Below are 16,988 nucleotides of genomic sequence, written 5' to 3'. Positions count from 1 at the left end.
ATATCATTAATAGTAAGCGATACGATAATCCGCAGTCGCGTTACCCTGACCTTCAGTAATTGTATCTGCTGTTCTGACATAAACCGCTTTATAATTAAAGCTATGCTTGCCATCACCATTGGTTGGGCTAATGGATGAAAGTGTTACCGCAGAGCTTTCTGCATCGGTACGATCAGTAGCAAAATTAATCGGTGAAGAAGCACCTTCACGATAAATACGAATCCCTACGCCTGTTGCTTTATCTGCACCGGTGTCAATTGCCAGGGCTGTATTATCGGTGGCATCGGTGGTATTACCGCTAAATTCAAGGTTGATGCTACCTAATTGTGTCGTACAACCGGTAAGATTAATATTAAAATCTGTTGCAGAGTTTGCTGCTTCATTACCTACAGCAGCGCCAAAATCAGCAACGTCCACTGTCTGAAGCGTTACGGTCTGTTCATTCTGTCCCTTGCCTGTACCTTGCTCTAAGTCACAAGTTGATGCAGTAATTAGCCCATTGAAATGAACTTTACCGGCGGGAGTGTCCGCATAACTTAAAGCCGATATACCCATCAGGAGAACAGATAACGATGGAATGAGAATTTTTGCTTTCACTTAAGTTCCTTTTATATTGATGAATGGAATAATATTATATTTTTAATATATTAAACAGGCGGGATTATATACGCAAATAAATATTTATAAACAATTTTTTTGCGGGAATTATCAAAGTAATTCTAAACATATAATGCTGGTGAATATGTTTAATTTTTAATAATCGTATATTATTATTCTTTTAGGTAATGTGGTGGTGAATATTATTATTTATATCAATTAGTTTCTGAAGGGACATAATAAAGCTACTTTTAGATAGCGAGTGTCAATACATGGAAATGTGAAGTTAAGTAAAAAAATAGAGAGCAGTTATTCTGAAATATTCAGCGTGGATATGAATGGCAGGAGGTTTTCACGTCCTGCCAGTGAAGATTATTCAAGCGCCTGTGCCAGTAATGTTATTGGATGTTCGCAGCGTTTGCTGGTTGACATCTCAATCTGCCATTTACAGGTTTCGCAGTCGGTGACCACCAGATCCGCGCCGCTCTCTTCTATCTGGCGGAACAGTGGTGCACCGATGGCTTGTGAGGTGGGGTAGTTCTCTTTCTTGAAACCGTAGGTTCCTGCAATACCGCAGCACTGGGAATCCAGCACTGTTAGCTCAAGTCCTGGGATTTTGCGCAACAATTCCAGGGTGTAGAGCGTCCAGCCCATTTTTTCCATATGGCACGGGGTGTGATAGACCACTTTTAGCGGCAGTGGCTTCAGTGGCAAGGTTTTTCCTTCGTCCAGCTTGCGCCACAGCCAGCGGGTTGCCAGTTCGATATGATCGCGCAAGCCTTTGTTGTCGACATTCAGCACCTCCGGGTACTCGTCGCGCAGGGCAAATGTACAGGTTGAGGAGGTGGCAATCACCGGAATACCTTTTACCCCCACAGCTTCGCGGATCGACTCTACATTCGTGATTGCCTGTTTACGTGCTTTATCGGTAAAGCCGTTGGCGATCAGTGGTACGCCGCAGCATTTTTCTTTGCTGAGCAGTTGCACGCCGGTGCCCATCGCGTTGAGCACTTTAATTAAATCTTTGCCTAACTGCGGATGGTTGTAGTTAACGAAGCAGCCGTGGAAAAAGGCGACCTGGTCTTTATATTGCGCCTGCTGAGCCGCCACGCTGCGATACCAGCGACGGAACGTGCCGAAGGAGTATTTCGGCAGCGTGCGGCGATGATCGATTTTTAACGCCGCATCAAGCAGCTGCCGCACCGGTTTCAGCGAGGTAGCGGTGTTGACGATAGGCGCGAACGGCGTGGAAACGCTACCCATCAGGTCTGTATGACTCAACACAAAATTGCGCAGCGACGGGCGCGTGGTGTCATATTTCGCCCGCGCGCGTTGGATGATATCGCCAATCTTCACATCGGATGGGCAGGCGACTTCGCAACGTTTGCAGTTGATGCAATATTTCAGCGCCTCGTCATAAAGTGCACCATCTTTTAAACGCAGACGCTCACCGTCCGGCCCGGCCTGTTTGGGCCCCGGATAGCCAGGATTTACCCGGCTCACCGGGCAGGCGGTGGTACAGACGGTGCACTTAATGCAGTTTTCGAAGCTGGTATCGTTCATTGTTGGCCTCCTGCGCGTTGGGCAATCTGTTGAGCAGCATGTAATGCACTGACAGCACAAACGCCGCCGCCGCATCCCTGAGCGATAGGATCAAATCCGCCCAGCACTGAACCGATGGCAAACAAGTTTTCTACCGTCTGGCCTGCCAGCGACGGGCGTAGCGTCTCATCAGTGGTTACACCGAACTGCTGCCACGGTTGCGGCGCAAAAAAATCACTTCGATACCACTCACCCCGCGTGGTGGTTTGCAGCACATCAAGGCCGAGAATCGGCTCGCGGATGCCGTTACGTTCCGCGACCAGCCCGCCGCTAAAGAAACTGCCGCTGGCAAGTACCGCAAAGCGCGGACGTAGCGGAATATCGGCGTGATTACGTGTCCATATTTCACTGACTACGCCATTTTTGCAGGTCACTTTTTTCACTTCATCGCCCGGCATCCATACACCGCCCTGGCGCACGAACTGGCGCTGCAACTGGTTTTGCAGACGGATGCCCAGCACGGAAGGTGGCAGTGTCGGCAGTAACATTAATGAACAGGGCAATTGTTCGTTCAGCCAGCGCCAGAGTTTGTCATCAGCCAGGCCGAAGCAGGCGGGCATCAGGATCATTTCACAGGTGTTGGCAACAGGGATAAGCGCATCAAGCAACAGCGGCCAGTTTTCTTCGTTATCAAGGAAACGGGCAATATTTACCGCGCGGAACTCGGTGGCGTTATTACGTAGCACATCCAGTTCCGGCAGTTCAATTTCTGCGGTTTCAACCGAAAGATCCAGTTCACGTAACGAAGCCGCCGCAAGATGCGCCTGAAAATCCATTAGCCCGCTGATACCCACCACACATATTTTCTTCGCTGGCAGCGGCCAGACGGGGACTTCTGGCGAACTTAGCCAGGTTGAGCGCAGAGTGCCGAGCGGTGTAACCCGCTGGTGAGCCAGTTCAACGCTACCCTGCAATTGTGCACCGCTTTCAGCGATCAATGCCTGCGCCCGGCAAGCGAGATCGAGCACGCGCTGTGAGCCGAGAACACTGTAAGGATGGGCAGGAGCCTGATGGCTCAAAGATTCCAGGCCATCGTGAATGTCTGTCACCGGTTGACCGTCCGGTAGATGGCTCAGTAAATCCAGCGACCCGGACGAAAAATGCAGCGCGCTCTGACCACGAGTGACAATCGCACAACGCAGCCCGTGTTTTTGTAGTTGCAGGCCGCAGAGTAATCCGGCAAGACCGCCGCCCATAATGACAGTATCAAATCGCATCTTTCTGCTCCTTCTCCAGACCACACAGTCCCTGATAAACCCAACGGGTAAATTCGCTTTCGCGCAACGCATCGCCCCAGGCAACAGGTTGCACGCCTTTCCAGCGTTCGTTCAGGAAGGTGGAAAGTTGCTCGATAGATTGCGCAGATGTGGTGACATTAAAGCGTTGCAGCAGTCCGGCGGCGCGGCAGGCGCAGAGTTCGCCCTGGCAGGTGCCCATTCCCACACGGGTACGACGGCGCAAATCTAACAGGCTGTTAACGTTCAAATTTTCTACTGCATATTGCACTTCGCCTGCGGTAACGGCTTCGCACTCACAGACCAGGCTGCGGTGCAGACGGCCTTCGCTCAGCCAGGCAGGCGTGCGATCGCCATGACGATAAACCGCTGAACCGCGAAGTGGCGCTGGCAGAGAGATGACTTTTTGCAGGGTGACTTCAGCCGGTTCCTGTGAGCCAGGTAGTGCCAGGTCGGCGGTAGTGCAGGGGCGCGTGTTGCCCAGTTTGCGACATACCGCGTCGGTAGCCCATTCCGCCATCAGCCGATAGGTCATCAGTTTGCCACCGGTGATGGTGATAAATCCGTCAAGGCCATCGCGTTCAGCATGGTCGAGCAGCACAATGCCACGGCTGACGTTACGCCCACTTGGGTCGTCATCGCTGGCAACCAACGGGCGCACGCCAGAGTAGGCTCGCAGAATACGCGTTTTCGCCATCACCGGAGCCAGTTTCTCCCCTTCACGCAGCAGAATATCCACTTCTTCTGCCGTCACTCTGTTGTCGTCGATCTCATTGTAATCAATACGTAAAGAGGTGGTGCCAATCAGCGAAATGGTATCGCCGGGAACCAGAATATCGGCATCAGAAGGTTTACGGCAGCGGTTGATCACATGCTGATTAATGCGGTGATCCATGATCAGCAGCGATCCTTTCGCCGGGAACATGCGAATGCGCAGATCGGCATATTCGGCAATGTGTTGCCCCCAGATCCCGGCGGCATTAACTACGACAGGCGCATGAAGTGCCTGAGTTTCGCCGGTGAGATGGTTACGTACACGAGCACCACACACCGTCGCGCCTTCACGAATCAGCCCCGTGACTTCATGAGCGGTAAGGATAACGGCACCGTGTTCTTTGGCATCCAGCATGTTTGCTGCGGTCAGACGAAATGGATCAACGGTGCCATCCGGAACTTTCACCGCGCCAATCAGTGCCGGGTTAACGGAAGGTTCGATAATGCGCGCTTGCTGCGGGTCTATAGCTTCTGCGCTGATCCCTGCTTCCTGGCAAGCGTGGATAAACGTGGCCTGGAAGGAGAGGTCATCTTCCGGCAGGGTGATAAACAGACCGTTAGTTTGTTCAACGCAGTGGCGCGCAATGCGTTTTAATATCTTGTTTTCACTGATACATTCGCGGGCCGATTCTGCATCGGTTACCGCATAGCGCGCGCCGCTGTGCAGCAGACCGTGGTTACGCCCGGTCGCGCCTGTGGCGATGTCGTGGCGCTCAACCAAAATCACGCGCAGCCCGCGCAGGGCACAGTCGCGGGCAATCCCGGCTCCCGTTGCGCCGCCGCCAATGATAATCACGTCACTTGATTGCGAGTCGCGAGTTTTCATTGCTATCCCTCTGAAGTTCGTTTTTTACCATTTAGCCATAGTAAAAACATGAATTGTTTGATTTCGCGCATATTCGCTCATTATTCGAAAGTGAAACGTGATTTCATGCGCCTTTCGGAACATTTTGGCAATCTTATTTAATAATGTGTGCGGTAATTCACATTTAATTTATGAATGTTTTCTTAACATCGCGGCAACTCAAAAAAACAGCAGGTTCTTCCACTGAATCAGGCTGTTAATCATAAATAAGACCATGGGCCACGGAGGCTATAAATGTTGAGTATTTTTAAACCAGCGCCACATAAAGCGCGCTTACCTGCTGCGGAGATCGACCCGACCTATCGTCGATTGCGCTGGCAAATTTTCCTGGGGATCTTCTTTGGTTATGCCGCTTACTATCTGGTTCGTAAGAACTTTGCTCTTGCAATGCCTTACCTGGTGGAGCAGGGATTCTCGCGTGGCGATTTAGGTTTTGCGCTTTCAGGGATCTCAATCGCCTATGGATTTTCGAAATTCATCATGGGCTCGGTATCGGATCGCTCGAATCCGCGCGTTTTCCTGCCAGCAGGTTTGATTCTTGCTGCGGCAGTGATGCTGTTTATGGGCTTTGTGCCGTGGGCGACTTCCAGCATTGCGGTGATGTTCGTGCTGCTGTTCCTCTGCGGCTGGTTCCAGGGGATGGGGTGGCCGCCGTGTGGTCGTACCATGGTGCACTGGTGGTCACAGAAAGAACGTGGCGGCATTGTATCGGTGTGGAACTGTGCGCATAACGTCGGTGGTGGTATTCCGCCGCTGTTATTCTTGCTGGGGATGGCCTGGTTCAATGACTGGCACGCGGCGCTTTATATGCCTGCTTTCTGTGCCATTCTGGTGGCGCTTTTCGCTTTTGCTATGATGCGCGATACCCCGCAATCCTGTGGTCTGCCGCCGATCGAAGAGTACAAAAATGATTACCCGGACGACTATAACGAAAAAGCGGAACAGGAACTGACCGCGAAGCAGATTTTCATGCAGTACGTACTGCCGAACAAACTGCTGTGGTACATCGCTATCGCCAACGTGTTCGTTTATTTGCTTCGCTACGGCATCCTCGACTGGTCGCCAACTTACCTGAAAGAGGTGAAACACTTCGCGCTGGATAAATCTTCCTGGGCCTATTTCCTTTATGAGTACGCGGGCATTCCGGGCACCCTACTGTGCGGCTGGATGTCGGATAAAGTCTTCCGTGGCAACCGTGGTGCAACCGGCGTCTTCTTTATGACTCTGGTGACCATCGCAACTATCGTTTACTGGATGAACCCGGCGGGCAACCCGACCGTAGATATGATTTGTATGATTGTCATTGGCTTCCTGATTTATGGCCCTGTCATGCTGATCGGTCTGCATGCGCTGGAACTGGCACCGAAAAAAGCGGCAGGTACGGCAGCGGGCTTTACCGGTCTATTTGGTTACTTGGGCGGTTCGGTGGCGGCGAGTGCGATTGTTGGCTACACCGTGGACTTCTTCGGCTGGGATGGCGGCTTTATGGTAATGATTGGCGGCAGCATTCTGGCGGTTATCTTGTTGATTGTTGTGATGATTGGCGAAAAACGTCGCCATCAGGAATTACTGCAAAAACGCAACGGAGGCTAATGGCATGAAATTGACGCTGAAAAACCTTAGCATGGCGATCATGATGAGTGGAATGATCATGGGAAGCAGTGCAATGGCGGCAGACAATAGCGAGAAAATTGTAATAGCCCATCGCGGCGCCAGTGGTTATTTACCGGAGCATACGCTGCCAGCAAAAGCGATGGCATATGCACAGGGGGCTGACTATCTGGAGCAGGATTTGGTAATGACCAAAGACGACCATCTGGTCGTCCTGCATGACCACTATCTTGATCGCGTTACTGATGTCGCCGATCGTTTTCCGAATCGGGCGCGTAAAGATGGTCGCTACTACGCGATAGATTTCACGCTGGATGAAATTAAGTCTCTGAAATTTACCGAAGGTTTCGATATTGTAAACGGCAAAAAAGTGCAGACTTTCCCCGGGCGATTCCCGATGGGTAAGTCTGACTTTCGTGTCCACACTTTCGAAGAAGAGATTGAATTTATTCAGGGATTAAATCACTCGACGGGGAAAAATATCGGCATCTATCCAGAAATTAAAGCGCCGTGGTTTCATCATCAGGAAGGGAAGGATATTGCGGCAAAAACGCTGGAAGTGTTGAAAAAATATGGTTACACCAGCAAAGGGGACAAAGTTTATTTGCAATGCTTTGATGCTGATGAGCTGAAACGCATTAAAAATGAGCTGGAACCGAAAATGGGCATGAATCTCAATCTGGTTCAGTTGATTGCTTATACTGACTGGAATGAAACTCAGCAGAAACAGCCGGACGGAACCTGGGTAAATTACAGCTATGACTGGATGTTTAAGCCGGGTGCCATGAAGCAGGTGGCGGAATATGCCGACGGTATTGGCCCCGATTACCATATGGTGATTGATGAGACATCACAGCCGGGCAATATCAAACTGACTGGAATGGTGAAAGATGCTCAGCAGAATAAACTGGTAGTGCATCCTTATACCGTGCGGTCAGATAAACTGCCGGCATATACGACCGATGTGAATCAACTGTATGACGCTCTGTATAACAAAGCAGGTGTTAATGGGGTGTTTACGGACTTCCCGGATAAGGCAGTAAAATTCCTCAATAAAGAGTAAATTCAGTGTCGGATGGCACTTATGTGCCATCCGATGCCACTCTTCATCCACACCCCTACATATAGTGGACATAGTTAATTCTTCAATAAAATCTGTTGGTTATCCTTACTTGCTGTTATTTGGAGCGGGATGACTTGTTCCCGGCAAAAGAAATCCATTAAGAAACACTTTTTATTAAGTTTTTCTTAAGGTAAACACCTATAGTCATTGTCGTTAACAATAAAGACAGGCGACAGGGTATGGCAGTTTCAGCAAAGCACGATGAGTTCAATCATTGGTGGGCTACAGAAGGTGACTGGGTTGAGGAGCCGAATTACCGCCGCAACGGTATGAGCGGGGTGCAATGCGTCGAGCACAACGGCAAAAAGTTGTACGTGAAGCGCATGACTCACCACTTGTTTTATTCTATCCGCTATCCGTTTGGGCGTCCGACGATTGTGCGCGAGGTTGCGGTGATAAAAGATCTGGAACGCGCTGGCGTGATTGTGCCGAAAATCGTTTTTGGAGAAGCGGTGAAAATTGATGGCGAATGGCGCGCGTTGCTGGTGACAGAAGATATGGCGGGATTTGTCAGCATTGCTGACTGGTATTCACAACACGCAGTAACGCCTTATTCCGACGATGTGCGGCAAGCCATGTTGAAAGCGGTGGCGTTGGCATTTAAAAAGATGCATAGCGTTAATCGTCAGCATGGTTGCTGTTATGTTCGCCATATCTATGTGAAAACAGAAGGTAAGGCAGAAGCCGGTTTTCTTGATCTGGAGAAAAGTCGCCGTCGTCTGCGTCGCCATAAAGCGATTCATCATGACTTCCGCCAGCTGGAGAAATATCTGGAACCGATCCCCAAAGCCGACTGGGAGCAGGTGAAAGCGTATTATTCTGCCATGTAATCGTTGTAGGCCAGATAAGATGCATAAGCGTCGCATCTGGCGCTAGTACCCAATCACATCTCGATTTCAATATCGCCTTTTGCCCGGCAACAACAGGGCAAAATCTCCCCTGGCTGAATAAAGGCTAACGGTTCGGCAATCCAGTCCACCTGGCCTGCGACAAGGCGCGTGCGACAGGAGCCGCAGTAGCCTTCGCGGCACTGATACTCAACTGCCACATTGTGGGATTCCAGCGCCGCCAGAAGGGAAGGGTGTTCATCCTGGCACAGCAGTTGTGTGCCAGTGATGCGCAGGGTAACACGAGCCATCAGAGTTGGAAGTTACTCAAATCGTCGGTGTCTACTTCCGAGTCAATCTGTCCGACCAGATAAGAACTGACTTCCACTTCCTGCGGAGCAACCTGTACGTTATCAGACACCAGCCAGGTGTTGATCCACGGGATTGGGTTGGAGCGCGTCTGGAACGGCAGATCTAAACCAACCGCCTGCATACGGATATTGGTGATGTACTCGACGTACTGGCAGAGAATGTCTTTATTCAGACCAATCATCGAACCGTCACGGAACAGATAATCCGCCCAATCTTTCTCTTGCTGTGCCGCCTGGACAAACAGGTCATAGCACTCTTGTTTACACTCTTCGGCAATTTCCGCCATCTCAGGATCGTCCGCGCCGCTACGCAACAGATTCAGCATATGCTGAGTACCAGTCAGGTGCAGGGCTTCGTCACGGGCAATCAGGCGAATAATTTTGGCGTTGCCTTCCATCAGCTCACGTTCAGCGAATGCGAAAGAGCAAGCGAAGCTGACGTAGAAACGAATCGCTTCCAGCGCGTTAACGCTCATCAGGCAGAGATACAGTTTTTTCTTCAGCTCGCGCAGGCTAACGGTCACGGTTTTGCCGTTGACGGTATGAGTGCCTTCGCCCAGCAGATGCCAGTAACTGGTCATTTCGATCAGTTCGTCGTAGTAAGCTGAAATCCCTTCCGCGCGTTTCTGGATCTGCTCGTTGGTGACGATATCGTCAAACACAACAGACGGATCGTTAACGATATTACGAATGATGTGCGTGTAGGAGCGGGAGTGAATTGTTTCCGAAAACGCCCAGGTTTCTACCCAAGTTTCCAGTTCGGGAATGGAAATCAGCGGCAGCAGCGCCACGTTCGGGCTACGACCCTGAATGGAATCCAGCAGCGTCTGATATTTCAGGTTGCTGATAAAGATGTGTTTTTCGTGCTCCGGCAGCGCCTGATAATCGATACGGTCGCGGGAGACGTCAACTTCTTCCGGGCGCCAGAAGAAAGAGAGCTGCTTTTCGATCAATTTTTCGAAGATTTCATATTTTTGCTGATCGTAGCGAGCCACGTTGACCGGCTGACCAAAGAACATGGGTTCTTTGAGCTGATCATTCTTCGTCTGTGAAAAGGTGGTATATGCCATGAATGTGTCCTGTGGTTTTATTACCCCTCACCCTAACCCTCTCCCGCAAGGGGAGAGGGGACGGTTTGGTGCAAAGGCTGGGGGATTATCAGATCTTACATGCGCCGCTTTCGCAGCCATCGTCCTGGATTGACGGCACCAGATCGTCCTGCGCGTCTTCAGCGCCGTCACGGGTGTTCTGATAATACAGCGTTTTGACCCCGAATTTGTAGGCGGTGAGCAGGTCTTTCAGCAACTGCTGCATCGGCACTTTTCCTGACGGGAAACGTGACGGATCGTAGTTGGTGTTGGCAGAGATCGACTGATCGATAAATTTCTGCATGATACCCACCAGTTGCAGGTAGCCATCGTTACCCGGCATTTCCCACAGCAGCTCATAGGCGTCGTGCAGGTGTTCGTAGTCAGGCACCACCTGGCGCAGAATACCGTCTTTCGACGCTTTAATGCTGACGTAACCGCGCGGCGGCTCAATACCGTTAGTGGCGTTGGAGATCTGCGAAGAGGTCTCGGACGGCATCAGAGCAGAAAGCGTGGAGTTACGCAGGCCGTGCGTTTTGATTGACTCACGCAACGCTTCCCAGTCGTAATGCAGCGGTTCATTGGCGATAGCATCCAGATCTTTCTTGTAGGTATCGATCGGCAGGATGCCTTTCGCGTAAGTGGTTTCGTTAAACCACGGACACGCGCCTTGCTCTTTCGCCAGCTCGTTAGACGCTTTCAGCAGGTAATATTGAATAGCTTCGAAGGTTTTATGCGTCAAGTTGTTGGCGCTGCCGTCAGAGTAGCGTTTACCGTGCTTCGCCAGGTAGTAAGCGAAGTTGATTACACCAATACCCAGCGTGCGACGACCCATCGCTCCGCGTTTGGCTGCCGGGATCGGGTAGTCCTGATAATCCAGCAACGCGTCGAGTGCGCGTACCGCCAGAATCGCCAGCTCTTCCAGTTCATCCAGGCTATTAATTGCGCCCAGGTTGAAAGCAGACAGCGTACACAGCGCGATTTCACCGTTCTCGTCGTTGACGTCGTTCAGCGGTTTGGTCGGCAGGGCGATTTCCAGGCACAGGTTAGACTGGCGCACTGGCGCGATGGCCGGATCAAACGGGCTATGGGTATTGCAGTGGTCAACGTTCTGAATATAGATACGACCGGTAGACGCACGTTCCTGCATCATCAGCGAGAACAGCTCAACGGCTTTCACACGCTGCTTGCGGATGCTGTCGTCTTTCTCATATTTGGTATACAGACGTTCAAACTCTTCCTGATCGGCGAAGAACGCGTCGTACAGCCCCGGTACGTCGGACGGGCTGAACAGAGTGATATCTTCACCTTTCAGCAGGCGGGTATACATCAGTTTGTTGATTTGTACCCCGTAGTCCATATGACGCACGCGGTTGCCTTCAACCCCACGGTTGTTTTTCAGCACCAGCAGGCTTTCTACTTCCAGATGCCAAATTGGGTAGAACAGCGTTGCTGCACCGCCGCGCACACCGCCCTGAGAACAGGATTTCACCGCCGTCTGGAAATGTTTGTAGAACGGAATACAACCGGTGTGGAACGCTTCGCCACCGCGAATCGGGCTACCCAGCGCACGAATACGCCCGGCGTTGATACCGATACCCGCACGCTGGGAAACGTATTTTACAATCGCGCTGGAAGTCGCGTTGATGGAATCCAGGCTGTCGCCGCATTCGATCAGTACGCAGGAGCTGAACTGACGAGTCGGGGTACGCACGCCGGACATGATTGGCGTCGGCAGCGAAATTTTAAATGTGGAAACCGCGTCGTAAAAACGCTTCACATATTGCAGACGGGTTTCACGCGGATAGTTTGAGAACAGGCAGGCAGCAACCAGAATATACAGGAACTGGGCGCTTTCGTAGATCTCGCCGGTTACGCGGTTTTGTACCAGATATTTGCCTTCCAGTTGCTTAACGGCAGCGTAAGAGAAGGTCATATCACGGTCGTGATCGATAAACGTGTCCATCTGCTTGAACTCTTCTTCCGTGTAGTCTTCCAGCAGATGATTATCGTATTTGCCCATTTCGACCATTTTCTTCACATGGTCATACAGCGCAGGCGGCTCAAACTGGCCGTAGGCTTTTTTACGCAGGTGGAAAATTGCCAGGCGCGCGGCGAGGTACTGATAATCCGGTGCTTCACGGGAGATCAGGTCTGCGGCAGCCTTGATAATGGTTTCGTGGATGTCAGAAGTCTTGATACCGTCATAAAACTGAATGTGGGAGCGCAGTTCGACCTGGGAAATCGAAACGTTATGCAGTCCTTCTGCCGCCCAATCCAGAACGCGATGGATTTTGTCGAGATTGATGCGCTCTGTGCTACCGTTGCGCTTTGTCACCAGCAGATTCTGATTCATGTATGTAGTACCTGTTCTTTCCGAAATAGTTTCATGCAGACTACCTGTAGTGAGGGAAGTCGCTACAAACACTATATATAGGGGGTATGTTTGGGATTCACTGCAAGATAGTGTGAAAATGGCCCTCTTGCAAGTGTATAACTTTGTGGATAACTCGCGACGGAAAAGGCGGCTTCCACGCACCTTAGGTCAGACAAGGTGTTCGGGAAAGTCAATGGGAAGAGAAAAAATTGTTAAAAATAACCGTTCGGTGATTTCTTGAACGTTCAATTTAAGATAATTATTGATCCAGGTTATTTATTGCGCTTATGTCAGATGTGGCGAAAATTGATACCATCACAAACTCATATCACGTCGACACTTATTGTTATGTTTATGATGTGAGCAAATGTAAAGAGGTGTGGTTCACGAAACAGATATTTTTTAATCAGTAGATGTAAAATAAAAGTTTGCGATATTGATTATTCCAGGTAAACAAGAAATGAATTAATCAGTTTAATATGTTTTAATTATCATTGTTTAATAATCAGGTAAACTTTGAAAGAAATAATTAATTCCTTTCTGTAAATATTATTGCTGGTGCGCTTATTTTAAAAATTTCTTGTTTACAATTGGTTATTATCTACAATCGCAATATGCCTTTTAATGATAGCCTGTTATTTCTCACAGGCTGTCAGATCATGAATAAAAAATGGATTATTTTTATCAGGAAAGGATATCTGTTAATTTTCCTGGCTGTCGTTGCTTGCGTGTTTACGCGTGCAAACGCGGCGTCGCAGATTCTGTCTTCATGTCAGGGGGTTAATGTTTCTACCAGTTGCCTGGCCAGTCGCCAGAGCCTCTCAGGTAGTATGCAGACCTGGAGTGTTGCTGACGGGCAATGGCTTATTTTTTCCTCTATGGCAAATGATGCCAGTGGCGGGGCGGTATTTTTACAACAAGGAGCTGATTTCATATTGTCAGCACAAGGTGGAACAGGTATGACTCTGTTCGAAAATAATACCGTGAGTGGTGAATATAATAATGGAGGTGCTATTTTTGCGAAAGAAAACTCAACGCTGAATCTTACTCAGGTTATCTTCGACAGTAATGTGGCAGGAGGATATGGCGGGGCAATCTATTCTGCGGGTACAAATGACGCTGGTGATATTGATCTTAGCGTTACCAATGCTGTATTTACAGGTAATATTGCTAACGACGGCAAAGGTGGCGCAATTTATTCGATTAATAATAATATTTACTTAAATAATACGATTTTTAATCATAATCGGGCATATACATCAACAAGTTACAGTGATGGCGATGGTGGCGCTATCGATATCACTGATAATAATACGGAAACCATTCACCCATCAGAGTTCACAATAATTAATAACACCACGTTTACAGATAATATTGCTGAAGGTTACGGTGGCGCAATTTATAGCAGTAGTACGAACTCTCCCTATCTTATTGATATTTCGGTTGATGCCAGCTACAGCTACAACGGTGGCGTTTTGATGGATGAGAACAACAGTGCCGCAGGATATGGCGATGCGCCATCTGCATCGGCGGGCGGCTTTATGTACATCGATTCAAGTCAGGTCAGGTTTGATATCGCTGGTAATAAAACGTTGATTATTGGTGACCTGAGCAACGATGGTGCGCTCGATTCCATTGCCGGAACCGGAAGTATCAGCAAAACCGGCGCAGGCGAACTGGTGCTTAATGCGGATAATAATAATTTTACCGGCGAGATGCGGGTTGAAAACGGTGAAGTGACGCTGGGGCGTAGCAATTCGCTGATGAATGTTGGCGATGATCGTTGCCAGAGTAATCCACAAAATTGCTATGGACTGATGGTCGGCAGTATCAGTCATCGGGATGATCAGGCAGAACTTAACGTTGGCGCAACACAGCAGACTTTTGTTCACTCACTGACGGGTTTTCAGAATGGCACTTTAAATATTGATGCTGGCGGTAACGTGACGGTAAATGCCGGTGGGTTTAGCGGAACTATTGAAGGTGAAGGGCAACTGACCATTGCCGAAAATGGTAGCTATGCGCTGGCGGGGGCGTCGTCGATGGCGCTGACCGGCGATATTGTGGTGGAAGATGGCGCAATCCTCTCGCTGGCGGGAAACGCGGCGGATCTGGCGGCGATGCAGGACGATCCGCAGTCAATTGTATTAAACGGTGGCGTATTAGATCTTTCCGATTTCACCACCTGGCAGAGCGGTACGTCAGAGAACGATGGGCTGGAAATCAGTGGTAACGGCGGTACAGTGATTGGTCAGCAGGACGTTGTCGATCTTTATAGTGGTGAGGATTTGCATATTGGCGATGACGGGAAAAAAGGCGTCTATGTAGTGGTAGATGCAGGCGATGGACAGGTAAGCCTGGCGAATGACAATCAATACCTCGGCACAACACAAATCGCTTCCGGCACGCTGGTAGTGAGCAACAATTCTCAGCTTGGTGATACTCACTATAACCGCCAGGTTATCTTCACTGATAATCAACAAGATAGCGCGATGGAGATTACGGCTGATGTCGATACTCGCTCTGCGATGGCTGGTCATGGGCGTGATATCGAAATGCGCGCTGATGGCGAAATTGTGGTTGATGATGGTGCTGTGACGCAGTGGGGCGCATTGATCGCCGACAGCAGTGGACAGCACCAGGACGCGGGAACCACACTGACGAAAACCGGTGCAGGCACGCTGGAACTGACTGCCAGCGGCACGGCGCAGTCGGCAGTGCGAGTGGAAGAAGGTACGCTGAAAGGTGATGTTGCGGATATCTTTCCTTACGCTTCGTCGCTGTGGGTTGGTGACGGGGCAACGTTCGAGACTGGCGTGGATCAGGATATTCAGTCTATTGATGCCAGTTCCAGTGGCACTATCGACATCAGCGATGGCACGGTTTTGCGTTTAACCGGGCAGGATACGTCTGTGGCGCTCGACGCCTCATTATTTAACGGTGGCGGTACGCTGGTGAATGTCACCGATGGCGTTACGTTAACGGGCGAGCTTAATACCAACCTTGAAACTGACAGCCTGACTTATCTTCCTGGCGTGACGATCAATGGTGATCTGAGCAATACTTTCGGCGCGGTCAGCCTGCAAAATGGCGTCGCTGGCGATACCCTGATCGTAAACGGTGATTACAACGGTGGCGGTACGTTGTTGCTCGACAGCGAATTAAAGGGCGATGACTCGGTAAGCGACCGGTTGGTGTTGAACGGTAATACCGCTGGCAACACGACCGTGGTGGTTAACCCCATTACTGGCATTGGCGATCCGACATCTACAGGTATAAAACTGGTTGATTTCGCTGGCGATCCCACACAATTTCAAAATAACGCGCAGTTCAGTCTGGCGGGCAGCGGCTACGTCAATATGGGAGCGTATGACTACACGCTGGTGGAAGATAACAACGACTGGTATTTGCGATCACAAAAAGTCACGCCTCCATCGCCACCTGATCCAGACCCGACTCCCGATCCTGATCCCACGCCCGCTTATCAGCCGGTGTTGAATGCAAAAATTGGTGGATATCTTAATAACCTTCGGGCGGCAAATCAGGCGTTTGTGATGGAGCGACACGATCACGCAGGTAGCAACGGTCAGACGCTGCATTTGCGCATTATCGGCGGACGTTATCATTACACGGCTGCGGGGCAACTGGCTCAGCATGAAGACACCTCTACGGTGCAGCTTAGCGGTGATCTGTTTAGGGGGCGCTGGGGCGATGATGGCGAATGGATGCTTGGGATTGTCGGTGGCTACAGCGATAACCAGGGCGACAGCCGCTCGAATATGACTGGAACTCGCGCCGATAACCAGAACCACGGTTATGCCGTTGGGCTGACTTCGAGCTGGTTTCAGCATGGTAGCCAGCAGCAGGGGGCGTGGCTGGATAGCTGGCTGCAATACGCGTGGTTTAGCAATGATGTTTCCGAACAAGGCGATGGCGCGGATCATTACCACTCGTCGGGGAGCATCGCCTCTCTGGAAGCTGGCTATCAGTGGTTATCGGGGCATGGTGTGGTAATCGAACCACAGGCGCAGGTGATTTATCAGGGCGTGCAGCAGAATGATTTTACCGCCGCTAACCGTGCGCGGGTGTCGCAATCGCAGGGCGATGATATTCAGACGCGTGTCGGGATACATAGCGAATGGCGTAATGCTTTCCATATCACGCCAACCCTGGATCTGAATTATTATCACCATCCCCATTCGGCGGAAATTGAAGACGATGGCAGCAATATCAGCGACGATGCGGCGAAGCAGCGTGGTGAAATAAAAGTGGGGATAACAGGCAATATTAGCCAGCGAGTTTCCCTGCGCGGCAGCGTCGCATGGCAGAAGGGAAGTGATGATTTTGCCCAGACGGCAGGATTTTTGTCGATGACGGTGAAATGGTAATTGTTGTCCGCCCGGCATCGTTGCCGGGTGCGGCGTAAACGCCTTATCCGACCTACGGGGGAGTCATTTGTAAGCCTGATAAGACACAGCAAGCGTCGCATCAGGCATTGGTACGGTTGCCAGATGAATC

At 50.4% G+C, this 16,988-nt stretch carries 11 protein-coding genes; 4 read left to right on the top strand and 7 right to left on the bottom strand.

Features of this window, described 5'->3' with window-relative positions; all coding sequences use genetic code 11:
* Nucleotides 1-6: 6 nt before the first annotated feature.
* From RGV86_RS05510 to glpA, 4 genes are all read right to left on the bottom strand, one after another.
* A complete protein-coding gene (locus RGV86_RS05510; protein WP_309508402.1) occupies nucleotides 7-597 on the bottom strand; it encodes a fimbrial protein in 591 nt (196 codons plus the stop codon).
* A 372-nt stretch (nucleotides 598-969) separates the two neighbouring features.
* Nucleotides 970-2,160, bottom strand: coding sequence for an anaerobic glycerol-3-phosphate dehydrogenase subunit GlpC (gene glpC, locus RGV86_RS05505; protein ID WP_001000376.1), 1,191 nt, complete (start codon nucleotides 2,158-2,160; stop codon nucleotides 970-972).
* A complete protein-coding gene (gene glpB, locus RGV86_RS05500; protein WP_001209913.1) occupies nucleotides 2,157-3,416 on the bottom strand; it encodes a glycerol-3-phosphate dehydrogenase subunit GlpB in 1,260 nt (419 codons plus the stop codon). Before glpB ends, glpC begins: the two co-directional genes overlap by 4 nt.
* A complete protein-coding gene (gene glpA / locus RGV86_RS05495; RefSeq protein WP_309508403.1) occupies nucleotides 3,406-5,034 on the bottom strand; it encodes an anaerobic glycerol-3-phosphate dehydrogenase subunit A in 1,629 nt (542 codons plus the stop codon). Before glpA ends, glpB begins: the two co-directional genes overlap by 11 nt.
* Nucleotides 5,035-5,307: 273 nt before the next feature.
* Between glpA and glpT the strand changes: the two genes are divergently transcribed.
* The 3 genes from glpT (at nucleotide 5,308) to inaA (ending at nucleotide 8,637) form a co-directional block, all read left to right on the top strand.
* Complete coding sequence (gene glpT, locus RGV86_RS05490) at nucleotides 5,308-6,666, top strand: glycerol-3-phosphate transporter (protein ID WP_000948733.1); 1,359 nt, start codon at nucleotides 5,308-5,310, stop codon at nucleotides 6,664-6,666.
* 4 nt (nucleotides 6,667-6,670) lie between these two features.
* Nucleotides 6,671-7,747, top strand: a complete 1,077-nt coding sequence (glpQ, locus tag RGV86_RS05485; protein ID WP_085460956.1) for a glycerophosphodiester phosphodiesterase — start codon at nucleotides 6,671-6,673, stop codon at nucleotides 7,745-7,747.
* Nucleotides 7,748-7,986: 239 nt separating this feature from the next.
* Nucleotides 7,987-8,637, top strand: a complete 651-nt coding sequence (gene inaA / locus RGV86_RS05480) for a lipopolysaccharide kinase InaA (RefSeq protein ID WP_000301024.1) — start codon at nucleotides 7,987-7,989, stop codon at nucleotides 8,635-8,637.
* 53 nt (nucleotides 8,638-8,690) lie between these two features.
* Here inaA and yfaE read toward each other — a convergent pair whose 3' ends face one another.
* The 3 genes from yfaE to nrdA all read right to left on the bottom strand — a co-directional run bounded on the left by yfaE (nucleotide 8,691) and on the right by nrdA (nucleotide 12,449).
* A complete protein-coding gene (gene yfaE / locus RGV86_RS05475) occupies nucleotides 8,691-8,945 on the bottom strand; it encodes a ferredoxin-like diferric-tyrosyl radical cofactor maintenance protein YfaE (protein ID WP_000135040.1) in 255 nt (84 codons plus the stop codon).
* Nucleotides 8,945-10,075 carry a class Ia ribonucleoside-diphosphate reductase subunit beta gene (gene nrdB / locus RGV86_RS05470; protein WP_000332038.1) on the bottom strand — a complete coding sequence of 377 codons (1,131 nt, stop codon included), beginning with the start codon at nucleotides 10,073-10,075 and terminating at the stop codon, nucleotides 8,945-8,947. Before nrdB ends, yfaE begins: the two co-directional genes overlap by 1 nt.
* Nucleotides 10,076-10,163: 88 nt before the next feature.
* Complete coding sequence (gene nrdA / locus RGV86_RS05465) at nucleotides 10,164-12,449, bottom strand: class 1a ribonucleoside-diphosphate reductase subunit alpha (RefSeq protein ID WP_001075191.1); 2,286 nt, start codon at nucleotides 12,447-12,449, stop codon at nucleotides 10,164-10,166.
* 680 nt (nucleotides 12,450-13,129) lie between these two features.
* Here nrdA and yfaL point away from each other — a divergent pair.
* Nucleotides 13,130-16,858, top strand: a complete 3,729-nt coding sequence (gene yfaL, locus RGV86_RS05460) for an AIDA-I family autotransporter adhesin YfaL/EhaC (RefSeq protein ID WP_085460955.1) — start codon at nucleotides 13,130-13,132, stop codon at nucleotides 16,856-16,858.
* Nucleotides 16,859-16,988: the final 130 nt, after the last annotated feature.

Source organism: Escherichia ruysiae, assembly GCF_031323975.1.
GTDB lineage: Bacteria > Pseudomonadota > Gammaproteobacteria > Enterobacterales > Enterobacteriaceae > Escherichia > Escherichia ruysiae.
Note: the sequence above shows the minus strand (reverse complement) of the source record. Positions and strands in the feature narration are given on the sequence as shown.

What these genes read in the sequence shown, in the direction of transcription:
- glpC (WP_001000376.1), bottom strand. Translation starts at nt 2,160, where the DNA reads ATGAACGATACCAGCTTCGAAAACTGCATTAAGTGCACCGTCTGTACC.
- glpB (WP_001209913.1), bottom strand. Translation starts at nt 3,416, where the DNA reads ATGCGATTTGATACTGTCATTATGGGCGGCGGTCTTGCCGGATTACTC.
- glpA (WP_309508403.1), bottom strand. Translation starts at nt 5,034, where the DNA reads ATGAAAACTCGCGACTCGCAATCAAGTGACGTGATTATCATTGGCGGC.
- glpT (WP_000948733.1), top strand. Translation starts at nt 5,308, where the DNA reads ATGTTGAGTATTTTTAAACCAGCGCCACATAAAGCGCGCTTACCTGCT.
- glpQ (WP_085460956.1), top strand. Translation starts at nt 6,671, where the DNA reads ATGAAATTGACGCTGAAAAACCTTAGCATGGCGATCATGATGAGTGGA.
- inaA (WP_000301024.1), top strand. Translation starts at nt 7,987, where the DNA reads ATGGCAGTTTCAGCAAAGCACGATGAGTTCAATCATTGGTGGGCTACA.
- yfaE (WP_000135040.1), bottom strand. Translation starts at nt 8,945, where the DNA reads ATGGCTCGTGTTACCCTGCGCATCACTGGCACACAACTGCTGTGCCAG.
- nrdB (WP_000332038.1), bottom strand. Translation starts at nt 10,075, where the DNA reads ATGGCATATACCACCTTTTCACAGACGAAGAATGATCAGCTCAAAGAA.
- nrdA (WP_001075191.1), bottom strand. Translation starts at nt 12,449, where the DNA reads ATGAATCAGAATCTGCTGGTGACAAAGCGCAACGGTAGCACAGAGCGC.
- yfaL (WP_085460955.1), top strand. Translation starts at nt 13,130, where the DNA reads ATGAATAAAAAATGGATTATTTTTATCAGGAAAGGATATCTGTTAATT.